General features: G+C 29.3%; 3 protein-coding genes. All 3 read left to right on the top strand.

The window, feature by feature from the left end; genetic code table 11:
- The first annotated feature begins 469 nt into the window (after positions 1-469).
- The 3 genes from KQI36_RS15660 (at position 470) to KQI36_RS15650 (ending at position 13,982) form a co-directional block, all read left to right on the top strand.
- The gene (locus tag KQI36_RS15660) at positions 470-3,877 is read left to right on the top strand and encodes a cell wall-binding repeat-containing protein (RefSeq protein WP_342357402.1); all 3,408 of its coding nucleotides are present in this window, start codon (positions 470-472) and stop codon (positions 3,875-3,877) included.
- Positions 3,878-6,032: 2,155 nt separating this feature from the next.
- Complete coding sequence (locus KQI36_RS15655) at positions 6,033-10,256, top strand: cell wall-binding repeat-containing protein (RefSeq protein ID WP_216451714.1); 4,224 nt, start codon at positions 6,033-6,035, stop codon at positions 10,254-10,256.
- Between the two features lie 759 nt (positions 10,257-11,015).
- On the top strand, positions 11,016-13,982 hold the full coding sequence (locus tag KQI36_RS15650) for a cell wall-binding repeat-containing protein (RefSeq protein WP_216451713.1): 2,967 nt from the start codon (positions 11,016-11,018) through the stop codon (positions 13,980-13,982).
- Positions 13,983-15,434: the final 1,452 nt, after the last annotated feature.

Here is a 15,434-nt window from a genome sequence, read left to right as displayed (position 1 = left end):
ATTAATAGAAATAAGAAATATGTCGAATAATGACTTGCAAAAACAAATATATTGTCGAATAATAATACAAAAAGGAATAATTTGAAGAAAATAATAATTAAATTAAAATTAAATCAAAAATAATACGAAAAATCGTTGACAATGAAAAAAAAATCTGTGAAAATACAAAATATAGGAATGGTTAGCTATAAAATTTAGTTATAAAAGTAAAATTTTATAACTAATCCAATACGCAAAATAATATTCTAAATATTAAAACTTTGGAATAAAAAAATAAGTAAGTTTCATAATTTCAAATTTAGCTAACATAATTTCTAGGTATCAATATAGAACATAGCTAGATAAATCATGTTTAGGGAGAATTAAATTCTAGGATATTGTGTTAACGAATAAGTGTGAAGACTCTAGCCCTATGTTCTATATAATGCCAAGAGCATTATATAGAATAGTAGAAAAGGAAGTGAGCCTAGTGAAAAAAAGTTCAAGAGTTATCTCAACATTTTTAATAGGTGCTAGCTTAACAAGTATAAATGCTAACGTATTTGCACTTGAATCAAATAAAATTGTAAGAGAAAAATTAGCAGGAATAGATAGATTTGAGACAGCAGTTCAAATTAGTGAAAAATTTGGGAGTGCTGATACTGTCGTTTTAGTTAATTACACAGCTATAGCTGACGCATTAGCAGCAACACCCCTTGCTAAAATGAAAGATGCTCCAATACTATTAACGGAAGCAGGAAGTTTAACAAAGGCTACAGCTGACCAAATAAAAAAATTAAATGCTAAGAATGTAATAATCGTTGGAGGAACTACAGTAGTTTCTGAAAACGTAGTAAAAGAATTAAATGTTATGGGAAAAACAGTTAAAAGGATATCAGGAACTGATAGATATACTACAGCTGAGGAAGTTGCAAAGAATATGGGCAACATTCAAACCGTTGCTGTTGTTAATGGAATGAATGGTCTAGCAGATGCACTATCAGTAGCAGCACCAGCAGCAAAAGAAAACATGGCTATAATTTTAACTGATGGACAAACTATAGAAGCAGGAAAAGAATTTATAGATAACGCTTCAACAAAATATATAATCGGTGGAGAAACTGTTGTTTCTGAAAATTTGAAAAATCAAATAGACGGTGAAAGAATAGCAGGATTAAATAGAAATGAAACTAATGCAGAAGTATTAGAAAAATTTTATAACCAAAGTGAATTAGAAAAGATATATGTTGCTAAAGACGGTGTAGGAAGTGAAAATCACACTAGTTCATTAGTTGATGCATTAGCAGCAGGTCCACTAGCAGGTAAAGAAGCAGCCCCTGTAATGTTAGTTGGTTCTGAGTTAGATAATGGACAAGAAGCTTATTTAAAGGAAAGAACAGCTGAAAAATTAATAGAAGTAGGAAATGGAATTAATCAAAATGCTGTTGAAGATATAATAAAAGCTTTAGAAGTTAATGATATAGAAGAAGCTAAGATATTATCTGCAAAGGTTTTAAATGGTGGACAAGTTCAACTAAAATTTAATAAGAATGTAGATAAAGATTCAGCAGAATCTATAGATAGATATACTTTAAAAGGTAGTGAAAATGGAGAACTAACAATAAAATCAGCTAAAGTTAAAGAAGATAAAAAAACAGTTATACTAACTTTAGATGAGAAAAAGTATTATAAGAATCAACAAAATGTTGATATAAAGGTACAAAACGTACTAACAGAAGATAAATCTGAAAGATTTCCTAAATTTGAGGCTACGAAAAAATTACTAGATACAGAAGTACCGGTAATAAAAGAAATTAAACAAGTAGGGCCAAGACAGTTTGATGTTATATTTAACGAACCAGTTAAAGAAGGTTCTAAATTTGATATAGAAATAAAAAAGGGTAGTAACATATACACAGTAGCTAATAAAAAGTTTAACTATGAAGATTGCACTGTAACTATAAGTACAGGAGTAGATTTAGAGGATGGAGTTTATAACCTAGAAATAGGGGAAGGATCTTTTGTAGATTTTGTAGGATTAAAATCCGATACTATGGAAAAAGAGTTAATAGTGGAAAAAGATACTTCACCAGTAATAATCAGTGAAGCTAAAGCAAATATGTATACTGGGAAAGTAAAATTCAATAAAAAGGTTAAAAACTTTACAGATCCTAATGTGAAATATTATTTAGACTATGTAAATGAAGCTAATGATTTTACTGGTGAAATAGAAACAGCAGAAGGCGTAGCAGATGTAATAGACATTAAATTTAATAAAATAATAACACCAGGAAAACATAAAATCATTATTAAATACCAATATGATAATGAAACTAAAATAGAAGACTTATGGGGTAACAAATTATCAGCTGGAGAAATAGAGTTTGAAGTTGAAAATGATACTACAGCTCCAAAAGTATGGGAAGTTGAATATAAAGATACTGATAAAATACATATTACATTTAGTAAAGATGTAAAAGGTGCTAATGATAAAAATGCCTATGAGTTAAAAAACTCTAAAGGTGAAAAAATAAATATATTAGATGCATCATATGATGATACTCAGTGTAAAGCAACTTTAACTGTTGGAAAAATCGAAGGAGATTACACTCTATTAATAAAAGGTAACAAAATTACAGATACCACTGTAAATGAAAATAAACTTTCAGAATGTACCTTTAAAATATCAGCTCCAGATAAAACTCCAGCAATAATTAATAAAGTTATACTTGGTGGAGAAAACCAAAACAAAATGATAATAGAATATAGTGAAGCTATGAAAACTAGTGGCTATGGTTCAATACTCGATAAATCATTGTATGAAGTACAAATAGGAAATAAATGGGTTAACTTAAATACCATAGAAAATGCAAAAATAGAGCTTATGTCAAAGGATAACTCTAAAATAAAAATAACATTACCAGAAGAAAAACAGTTAGACGCTACAACGCCACTAAGAGTAGGACCAGTTCAAGATTTAGCTGGAAACACTGCACCAATAGGTGAAACAGTGACAATAGATACAATAAAACAAGATGCAGTAACTATAGAAGATAGAACTAATGTAATAGATAGAAATAAAATAGAAATAGTTACAGAATCAACTATAAAAGACGTTTCTAAAATAAAAGTCAGAAAAGATGATAATAAAGATTTAAACATAGCAAGCTACGATATAACTAAAAATGATGATGGAAAAACAAAACTAACCTTAACATTTGCTAAAGTGGATAACAACGACAACTTTACAACTAACCCATCTGGAAACATAGAAATTAAATTTGAAGACGGGGCAGCTGTAACTGAACTTGGAACCAACAAAGGTTTTGAGGATTATAAAAAAGTAGCAGTAATAGATAAAGTTGTACCACAATATGAAAAAGATACAGCAAAAGCTATAAAAAATGAAGAAGGTAAACTAGAAAAAGTAGAATTCGCATTATCAGAAGCTGTAAAAGGTGTAAATGAATTTGCATTTGAAGTAGATGGTTATAAAGTAAAAGCAGCTAACTGTGATGAAAATGGAAAAGTTACACTAACTTTAGATGTTAACTCACAACAAGAAGAAACTAACATAGATAAAGTTGTGATAAAACAAGTTGGAAAAATAACAGATAACAATGACAATGAATTGAAAAACTTCACAGTAGAAGCAAAAGTAATAAAAAAAGCAATAGAATATATAACTAACCCAGAAAACATAATAGGTAAAAAAGCAGAAATAAAACTGCCATCAGAAGTAGAAGTAACATACAACGATGGAACCATTGGAAAAGTAGATGTAGCATGGGATAAAACAATAGATGAACTATTAAGTGGAGAAAACACACTAACTGGAACAATAAAAAACACAAGCAAACAAGCTAAACTAAAAGTTACCATAACCGATAAAAACTAAAGTAACTAATTCACATAAACTAAATAATATTAAAACGCAAGAACCAGTACTTGATTACATATCAGGGACTGGTTTTTTCGTTTTAGAAGTTTCATTAGAGCTAAGTGAGGATTGGCATATATAATTGACAAAGGACAATTGGGTTAGAAATTGACAATGGACAAAGGACAATTGACAATGTTGGTTGAAACTGGACTACCAGTTTCTTTTGAATTAGAAGGAGTAAATTCTAGGTTCGAGAGATTAAACTAAACAAAAGCTAAAATCCAGTTTTACAGCCGTAACAAGAAGGATAGGTTCATTTAGTTGTACCACCATAAAAAACTTTAGTACTCAATAAAACAGGCTAGATAAAAATAAATTACCGAGCAAAGAACCAGTACTTGAGCTGCAAAGCAGCGTACCTGTTAGGTACTGGTTCTTTACTTATCTTGTTATAGGAATACAGTAATTGTGGAATCTAGAGTTTAAACGAAAAAAGTAGCTACAAATGAACCTGTCCCACTTGTGATGGAGCTAATACTGTAAGGATTTGATTGTTTAGGTGTATTGCTAAAATTGGTGATGGGGACCGACTTTGAGTAGTATTGGAAAAAAACTAAAATCAACAAAAGCATCTATACCAAAGAATAGCAAAGTAGCCAATTACGCGTCTGTCCCTCTTGTGATGGAGGTAGAACTTGGAGGACGTGATTGGTTAGTTGAGGTAGATAGTTTGAAAAATTGACAAAGGACAAAGGACAATTGACAATGATGGAGGAAACTGGATTACCAGTTTCTTTTGAATTTAAGGGAGTAAAATCTGAGTTTGAGAAATAAATCTAATAAAAGCTGTATTCAAGGTTCACAGCCGTAACAAGAAGGACAGGCGTACCAAAGTGAATTTTCCATGAGTAATTTTTTCAGTGAAATCGAAAGATTATCAATAAAACCTAAATTAATCAAAGCCGGTCCTAAAAAAGTACGTTGAGAATTACTAGGAGCAAAGCGAGTAGTAATAACCAAAACTATTCACTCTTAACTATTCACTCTTAACTGAAAATATGTAATATTTTCAAAATGTACAGCCGTAACAAGAAGGACAGGTTCATTTAGTTGTACCACCATAAAAAATCTAGTACTCAATAAAAAGGCTAGATAAAAATAAATTACCGAGCAAAGAACCAGTACTTTAAAAAAGTATTGGATAATTATGTAACACTTCTATTGCTATTTGCATACTATGTATTTTGTTTAGGGGATTTATTAAGTTTCAATTAATAATGTGATATTTCTGTTTAATTTTTTAATTTCATAGTTAAAAAATAGAGAAATGAAATGTTTGCAAAATTTTAAATATTTTAATAAAGAGTTAACTTGTCGAAATGTAAGGTAAATAAATGCAAAAACCTATTTATTTTAAAAGTTAATTTTAACTAAATTTAATAAAAAAAATAAATCAAAAAAAACTTTCAAAAACATGAAAAAAACTTAAAAAAACAGTGGTAAGGCTCTTAAAATATACAACAACTAAATGTATAATAAGAGAACAGATGGACAAGTTTTTTTATAGAATATTTTTAAGCATAAAAAATTATTACAAATATATTTATTAATATTAAAAAATAGATATAGATACATAATAAAAAAACCATCATTAAATTTGATATACGTATAAAGATAACATTATAAATTATTTACAAAATAAAATGTATTAATAATGTATTAATTAAGTTATATTTTAATATTTTGTGAATATATTTAACTTAGACATTAATTAGACATTCAAATAAAATAAAAAAATTAAATGATATTATCTAGTGTTCAAATCTCAGTATGATTATGGAACATATGTAATACAATTACCTAGATTAAGAATTGTTTGCTTAAAAATGCATGGAGCAGAAAAGACGAAGTACATTAGGTTCGGAAACTTCATAATAATTTGAAGATTGTGAATTGTCATGTGCTTAATTTAATTTGTTAACCATTATGGACAAGCATTTTATTTAGGCGGCTTTTATTAAGATAGGATTCAATAAGGAACTTTATAAGCTTTCTTAAAAACTAGGATATGTGTATTAATCTATGTTCTATGTTCTATAAAATGCTGAGATGCATTTAAGAACATTAGACTAATATTAGTTTTACTAAATAGAAAAGGGGAGTAAAAAGAATGAAGAAAAGTTCAAGAGTAGTTTCAACTTTATTACTTGGTGCTACAGTTGCATCTGCAAGCACAGGAGTATTCGCAGTTGAATCAAAAGAAATAATCAAAGAAAAATTAGCTGGAGAAACTAGATTTGAAACAGCAGTAGAAGTTAGTAACAAATTTGGAAAGGCTGACACAGTAGTTTTAGTTAACTATACTGGAATAGCTGACGCATTAGCAGCTACACCACTTGCTAAAATGAAAAACGCTCCAATATTATTAACAGAAGCAGGAAGCTTAACAAAAGCTACAGCTGATCAAATAGCTAAATTAGAAGCTAAAAAAGTTATAGTTATTGGTGGAGAAACTGCAGTTTCTAAAAACGTTGTTAAACAATTAGAAGAATTAAAATTAGACGTTGAAAGAGTTGCAGGAGAAGACAGATATGCAACATCTGAAGCAGTAGCTAACGAAATGGGAAAAGACGGAAAAGTTGAAAAAGTTGCTGTAGTTAACGGAATAAAAGGATTAGCTGACGCATTATCAGTAGCTGCACCAGCTGCTAAAGAAGGAATGGCTATAGTTTTATCTGATGGAACATCAGTAAGAGCTGGTCAAAAAGTTCTTGATGAAGCTAAAACAAAATATGTTATCGGTGGAGAAACAGTTGTTTCTAAAGAATTAACTGAAAAATTAGGAGCAGAAAGATTAGCTGGAGCTAACAGAAATGCTACTAACGCAGAAGTTTTAAACAAATTCTACGATGCAAAAGAATTAGACAAAGTTTATGTTGCTAAAGATGGAGCAGCTAAAGAAAACCAATTAGTTGATGCATTAGCAGCAGGTCCACTAGCTGGAAAAGAAGGAAACCCACTAGTATTAGCAGGTTCTGAATTAGATAAAGCTCAAGAAGCTTACTTAAAAGATAGAATAGCTAAATCTTTAGTAGAAGTTGGAGAAGGAATCAACCAAAACACAGTTTCTGCTATAGTTAAAGCATTAACAGTTAAAGAAGAAACTCCAAGCGATAAAGCTGAAGTAACAGGCGTTAGCATATTAAACGCTAATCAAGTAGAATTTAAATTCAGCGAAGCAGTAGATAAAGATAGTGCTGAAAAATTAGAAAATTACGAAGTTAAAAAAGATGGTAAAAGTGAAGATTTATTAAAAACAGAAAATTATTTAAAAGAATTAGGAAAAGAAAATGCTATTGCTAAAGCAGGAAAAGCTGAAGTTCAAGCTGATGGCAAAACAGTTATATTAACTTTACCACAAGCTTATTTAGCTGAAAATGCTAAGTTCTTTAATCAAGAAACTATAAGAGTTAAAGTTGAAAATATAATGACTGAAAACAAAAACGAAGTATTTGAAAAATATGAAAACAAAAAAGTTAAGTTATTTGATAATACATTACCAGAATTAAAAGAAGTTAATCAAGTTGGACCAAAAGAATTTGATTTAGTGTTCACAGAGCCTGTAACAGCTGATGGAGCTTCTACAATTGCTTCTGCTATAAGAATCGATGGTGGAAAATATACTTGTACAGCAAAAACTAGAATTGATAATGATGTTGAAGCTAAAAAAATAAATTCAAATGTAGTTAGAATAAAAACTGGTTCAGAAGTAGCTGAAGGAGAGCATACATTAACTATAAAAGAAAATAAATTAATGGATTATGCTGGATTAAAACTTGAAGCAGTAGATACAAAATTTGAAGCTAAAAAAGCAGAAAATGATTTAACAGCTTCTGTTTATAAAACTTCAGGTCAAACAATAACATTAGACTTTAACAGAGAAGTTGAAAATGCTGAGACAGTAGGAAATGATGCAAACTCTAACGTTTCTTACTATTTAGATTATAAAAATGATAAAGGATATAAAGCAGAAAAAGCTGAAATGGTAGATGGTAAGTTAGAGCTTACATTTAATAGAGATATACCATCAGGAGAGCATAAAGTATTAGTTGTTTATGGAAATGAAAAGAAAGATAAAGTTCAAGATTTATGGGAAAATGAACTTGCATCTAAAGAAATAAGTTTCACAGTTGCTAAAGATACAGTAGCTCCAACAGCTGCAGTAACTTACAATAAAAGTGATAAAAAAATAGAAATAAAATATAGTAAACTTGTAAGAGATAAAGAAGCTACAACAGCAAGTAACTATACATTAAAAGATGAACAAGGTAACTTCAAAAATATATCTTCAGTAGATAAAAAAGAAGGAAATAGCCTAGTTTATACAATAGATGCTGAAAATTTATCAGGAAAATATACACTAACTATTAAAAATGATAAAATTCACGACACAAGTGTAGAAAAAAATGCAGTTAAAGAATGTTCATTTGAATTAGATACATTAGATTCATTAGCACCATCAGTAACTTCAGTAAGATATGGTGGAGATAAGGATCTTAACAAAATATATGTAGAATTCAGTGAAGATATGAAAACTGAAGGTGAAGGTTCTATAACAGATAAATCACTATATCATGTAAATTATAAATCTGACGTTTTAGAAAATAAAGAAGAAAATAAATACAAAGATGTTAATAAGACTTTAGATGATATAGAAGATGCTAAAATAGAAGCAGTTGGAGATAATGCAGTAATAATAACTTTAGAAGATAATATTAACAAAGAAAATTCTGCTTTGAAAGTTAAAATTGGTAGAGTATGTGATGCTAATGGAAACTTTGTAAATCTAGATGGATTTGAAAATAATAAAATAATGAACCATGTAAATTCAGGAGAATTTGGAAATGAATTTGAAGCTATATCAGATAGCACTGTAAGAATATTAAGTGCAAAAGAACTTGATGATGATAATATATTAGAAGCATCAAAAGATGAACATGATAATACTATATATCCAAATGTTAATATAGTTGATTCTAAAAAGATAGAAGTTTATGTACAAGGTGATGTTACATCTGTAGTTGCTGATTCAATAAAACTTGATGGTAATCAATGTACTGAAGTAAAATCACAATCAGTTAATTTAAAAGTTGATGAAGGTCAATATGTGAAAGCAACAAAATTAACATTAAAATTCAAAAATGAAATTAATTCTGAAACAATTAATAAACTTCAACTTGAAGCTGAAGCAATAACAACAAATTTAGATACAAAATCACAAGCTTATGTTTTAAATGAAGATAAAGATAGTAGAATTACATTAACAGTTGGAAAAGAATCAAGCAAAAAAGTTGTTAAATATGTAGATGATTCTGCTACAATGTTTGTTAAAGATGAAGGCGATAAGAAAAATATAGCAGATAAAGTAGTAATTAGATTAACTACACCTGTTCATAATGTAACTGTTGATACATTTAAAATAGATAATGGATCTTATAAAGTTAAGAGTGTTGGATATGGAGAAGATAATTCAGTAGTAATACTAACTCTTGATGGTAAGAGCAGTTGCAATGCAGAAGATGGAGATGCAAGTCTAGATGTAGAATTAGCAAATCCTATATATGACATAAATAACAATAGAACAGATGAAATGGATACATTCCAAATAGAAAGAGTTGTAAAAACAGCAGAATTTGATGCTGTAAATGGTGCAGATAAAACTACTATGAGAGCTAAATTAGAAGCAATAGGTATAAAATTACCAAAAGGTATGGAAGATGTAGTTGCTGAAAAAGTTGCTGAAATCAAAGGAACTAAGAAATTCCAAACTATGGCTGATATTGATGAAGCAGTAGCTAAAGCTACAAAAGAAGCAGAAGCAGAAGCAGAAGCAGATAAAACAGCAAAAGCAGAAGCAGATAAGTTCAAAGAAGATTATGCGGTAGCATTAGCATTAAAAATTGATACAGTAAAAGCTGAAAATAAAACAGATGTAGAAAAGGCAAAAACAGCATTAGGAAAATTAAGTGCAGAAGCACAAGAAAAATTAACAGCTGAAAAAACATTATTAGATAATTTATTAAAGCAAATTGCTGACTTAGAAGCAGTAAAAGGCGCTAAAGATGAATTAAATACTTTAGTAGTTAGTGGAGACTTAAAAATAGCTACTCCAACTGCTCATACAAATGGAGCACAATATGTATTAGTATTAACAGGTGTAGATGAAAGTTTAGCAAAATTAGAAGATGGAACAATAGCTATAATAAAACCTATTGATGCAGACAAAACATTTGATGTTACAGTTAAAGTTACTAAAGGTGGAGTAAGTGATGCTAAAACATTCACAGTTAAGGTTCCAGTAACAGGAGATGTTACAGTAACTCCAGTAGTATAATAATTAATCAAAGTTAACACAATATCCTAGTTAGGTTTACTCCCTAAACGGATAGTAGAATTAAATATAATAAATAGAGAAGAAAGACCAAGCATTTTTGCTTGGCTTTTTTCCTTAAATATTTTTAAGTAATAATTTTGAAAAAATAGTTAACTTTTGAGAAATATATTGAAATATATTTACAAATTAGATAAAATATACTTATGAGGTAAACTTTTAATGGTGGCAAGTTAAAAATTTTTATAAAATTACTTTGCCAACTAACATTAATGTTAGATAATTAAGAATTAAAATAATTGACAATGGACAAAGGACAATTGACAATGATGGTTGAAACTTGGATTAACCAGTTTCTTTGGAATTGTTGGGATTGGCCTTGAGCTATTGTGTTAATAGTGCAAATTTAGGAGAACTTTAAACAGTTAATAGTCTTTAAAAATTGACAATGGACAATTAAATTAGGAATTGACAATGATGGTTGAAACTGAATCAATCAGTTTCTTTGAAATGATAGTGTAATTTGCTTTGCAAATTGTAATAGTATAGAAAACTATGTTTTCATAACAAATTACATTAATTAGACTTTCAGTTTGGTAGAAAGTTATTTAGTTGAGAATTATGGTTGGGAATGGAAAATTTATTTAGGAATTGACAATGCACAATGGACAATTGACAATTATGGTTGAAACTGGATTCCAGTTTCTTTGAATTTGAAAAAAATAAAATTTAGTTATGACTTTTATGAGGGAGGATGGTTTGATGAGAAGTTCGAGAGTGATTGCATCAGTACTTTTGGCTACTATGATATCAACATGTAGTAATTTTACTGTTTTGGCTGCTAATAACTCTGATGATGCTATTAGAGATAAGATAGTAAACATCTCAGGTCAAACAAGATATGAGACAGCAGTTGAAGTAAGTAAAGAGTGGGAAAAAGCAGATACAGTAGTTTTAGTTAATGGATATAATATAGTTGATGCTCTTCCAGCATCACCTTATGCATACGAAAATGATGCACCTATATTGTATACAGAAAGCAATAAGTTAACACCTGCAACAAGAAACCAAATTAAAAAACTTAAAGCAAGTAAAGTTATAATAATTGGTGGTACAGGGGTTATAAGTTCATCTGTTGAAGGTGAGCTTAAATCTATGAGTCTTACTGTAGAACGTATCGGTGGTAACGATAGAATAGAGACAGCTGTGGCTATTGCAAAAAAAATGGGCAAAAAAGATGAAGTAGCTATTGTTAATGGTGTAAATGGTATGGCAGATGCTCTATCTATGGCTGCACCAGCAGCTGTTAATGGCATTCCAATACTTTTAACCAATGAGAGTGGTGATAGCCTGGGAGCAGGTAAAGAAATAGCAAATAGCAGCAAAATGCAATATATAATTGGTGGAGAAGGGGTTGTAAAATATTCTTTAGAAAATACCCTTTCAAATTCTGAAAGAATAGCAGGATCTGATAGAAATGAAACTAACGGAGAAGTGCTACAACAGTTCTACGGAAATGGTGAATTTGATAATTTATATTTAACTAAAGATGGAACTAAAAAGGATTCAGATTTAGTTGATGCTTTAACTGTATCACCATTAGCAGCTAAAAATGAAGGCCCTGTTATGATAGTGGGAAAATCACTATCACCTAAACAAGAAAAATTCTTAAAAAATGTTACATCAGAACAAATCACTACAGTTGGTGATGGAATAAATAAATTTAATGTTCTTAGGGTTTTTAAAATATTAGAAGAAAATAGAATTATATCTAATGTAAAACCTATATTCCCAGATTTAGATGATGTAGAAGCTCCAACAATTGAAAGTGTTCAGTATGGTGGAGAAGATTTAAATAAAATATTTATAAACTATGATGAGATGATGAGAACTTCTGGTAAAGGTTCTATAACAGATAAAAGCCTTTATGAAATAAACGTAAATGGACAGGGATTTAAATCTGTAAGTAAAATATCAGGAGCTAAAATTTCTAGTAGTATAGGTAGTAGAAAAGTTACTATAACATTACCTCAATCAGTGAGCAAAACTATTACAGGAAGTAATGAAAAAAGTAATTCAGGTAATTTACAATTAAAAGTTGGTAAGGTTAAAAATGCTAAAGGCAAAACACTAGATACTAGTGCTTTAGATAAATCAATATTAGTTGAAAGAGACGGAAAAATAACTATAAATTCAAGACAACCAGAAGTTATGGATTCTAGAACTATAGATATCTATATAAATGGTGAATTTATAGGTGTTAACAGAGTTGATTTATCTAAGATATATTTTGATTTAAATAATGAAAATATAACAAGTGGAATAATTGGCGATAGCAACAAACCAGAAATCTTAACAGCGTTTACTAGAGGGGTTAGTAGTGATGTATGTAAACTAACTATAATCTTTAAAAATAGAGTTTTTGATGATGAAGGTAAGAGTGCTGTACTAAAAGGTATAGAACTTAAAGAAGGTGCTATAAAAACCAAATTAGGTACACCATGTGATGGAATTAAGGTAGATATAGAAGAAGGTGTAGCACCAGAAAAACCAGATTTACCAATAGGTGATATAGAAACTGAACAAATCCCATTTAAAGATGGTGTTGATGCAGCAGAGAAAGCTAATTATCAAACAAAATTAAAAAATGGATTAAGTAGATTTGCTATAACATCTAAAATACCTAACTTTACTTCAGAACCAATAGATGTAGGGTTTGGAGAAGATGAAAAATATAAAGATTATACTATAAACGTGGATAATAAAATACCTGATTTTATAGTGGAAGTTGAAGGTGGCAAAGATTTAATAAGTGGTTTAGATTTAAAACAAATTTCAGCTATTTTAGCTGGGTATCAACAAACACATAAGCTACCAAATGAAATCCAAAAATCTTTAGATAAAATGTTATCTGCAATAAATAATCCAGTTATTAAAACTGTTGATGAGAATTCTAAAACAATAAACTTAACTATAATTTCTCCTGTTTGTCCTGTACAAGGAACAATTACTACTGATATCTTAATGCAAATGATAAATGGAGTTGTAAGTTCTAGCAAACCAGATAAAAATGAAATAATGGATAAGTTGAATAGTTTATTAGTAAAATCATTAAATGTTATTGGACCTAAAGATGTTCAAAAAGCATTAGGTGAAGGTGTAGATGTATCTTATAATAATGGATTTACACAACCTAAAAACTTAGGTGAAGCACTAGATAATGTTAATAGTAAACAGCTTGAAGTAATTATTGGAAAATTAAAGTTAACTACAGAAGAGAAAAATGCTATTAAAAATGGTGAGAAAAAAGTTTCAGAAGTTATAAAAGGTAAAATAAATAAATTAGATTTAAAAGATATAATTACACTTATAAAAGCTGCGAATAATTGTCCGCCGATATTATTCTGTTCAGGAGCAACAAATCCAATAGTAACAGAAGATATATCAACAAAAGCAGAAGGTGGTATTAGATTTACTTCGGGAACACTTTTCCAACAAACAATAACTGTAGTTGTTGAATTGGATGGTAAAAAAGAGGAAACTCAAGTAGTAGTACCAGGTAAATCAATATCAACAAGTGTAGCATCAGTTGTTAGAAAAACATTAAACAAAAGTGATGCAAACTGGACAAAAAAATATGAAGTAAAAGAAACAAAAAATAAAGATGTAATATTACAAGCAAAGAAACCTGGTAAAACAGGTGATAACCTTAAAGTAATAGTGAAATAAAATTAAATAATTAAGACTTGACTGCTTTAGGTAGAAAAAAATTCTACCTAGAAGCAGTCTTTTTTTATGGAAAAAGAAACTGGAGTTTAGTTAGTTAAGAGTTAATAGTTAAAAGTTAATAGTTCAGGATGAAACTGGACTGCCAGTTTCTTTGAATTTAAAGGAGTAAAATCTGAGTTTAGGATATAAAACAAACTAAAGCTGTATTCAAAATGTACAGCCGTAACAAGAAGGACAGGCGTACCAAAGCATATTTTCCATAAATTATTTTTTCAGTGAAATCGAGAGGTTATCAATAAAATCTAAAGTAATCAAAGCCGGTCCTAAAATAGCAGCTTTGCTGCGTAGATGTTTGGGACCGACTTCGAGTATTATTGGAGAAAAGCTAAAATCAACAAAAGCATCTATCCAAAAGAATAGGAAAGTAGCCAATTACGCGTCTGTCCCTCTTGTGATGGAGGTAGAACTTTGAGTGATTGCATACTTAGTTGAGGTAGGGAATTTTAAAAAAATTGACAATGGACAATTGGGTTAGGAATTGACATTTGACAATGGACAATTGACAATGATGGAGGAAACTGGAGTTTAGTTAGTTAAGAGTTAATAGTTAAAAGTTAATAGTTCAGGTTAAAACTGGACTGCCAGTTTCTTTTTAATTAGAGGAAGTAAAATTTGAGTTTGAGATATAAAAAAAATAAGGCTAGATTTAAAATGTACAGCCGTAACAAGAAGGACAGGCGTACCAAAGCATATTTTCCATAAATTATTTTTTCAGTGAAATCGAAAGGTTATCAATAAAACTTAAAGCAATCAAAGCCGGTCCTTAAGATAGTTAATAGTTAAAAATTAACAGTTAAGAGTTTAGGAGAAAAGTGGAAACCACTTTCTTTGGAATTGTTAGGGACTGGCTTTGAGTTATTAGTGGAAAAATAAAAAATTAGGAGAGCATCAAGTGTTAGCGAAGAAAATAAACTTACCGTGCCTGTCCCATTTGTGATGGAGTTGAAATTTTGGTGAATTGCTTGCTTAAATCTTTATATAAAACTAAATTAAAAAGTACGTTTAGAATTACTATAAGCAAAGCGAATAGTAATAACCACAACTATTCACTATTTACTCTTAACTTTTAACTAGAAAAGCATTTTCACTCTTAACTAGAAAAGTCCCACTTTATTTGAAGTGTTGGGGACTGGCTTTTCTTTCTTTATCACAAACAAAGAAAATTATCTAGTAGGGAATAGTAAATTATATGTAATTTTTATACAAACTTTGTAAATATATTTTAAATAATTTCCGTGGATTATTAAAATTCTAAGAACGATATTGACAGTATTTAGAAGAAATGATAATATTCTCAATGAAAACAATATTTATTAAATTAAGACAATTGAGAAAAATGAATTAATTTATTTTAAAGTTGTAAAAATGTAAGAATATATCAGCAAACTAAAT

The organism is Clostridium senegalense, from assembly GCF_018916625.1.
Taxonomy (GTDB): domain Bacteria; phylum Bacillota; class Clostridia; order Clostridiales; family Clostridiaceae; genus Clostridium_J; species Clostridium_J senegalense.
Note: the sequence above shows the minus strand (reverse complement) of the source record. Positions and strands in the feature narration are given on the sequence as shown.

Bases quoted from the DNA above. Each gene is read 5' to 3' on its own strand.
- KQI36_RS15650 (WP_216451713.1), top strand. From the start codon at position 11,016: ATGAGAAGTTCGAGAGTGATTGCATCAGTACTTTTGGCTACTATGATA.
- KQI36_RS15655 (WP_216451714.1), top strand. From the start codon at position 6,033: ATGAAGAAAAGTTCAAGAGTAGTTTCAACTTTATTACTTGGTGCTACA.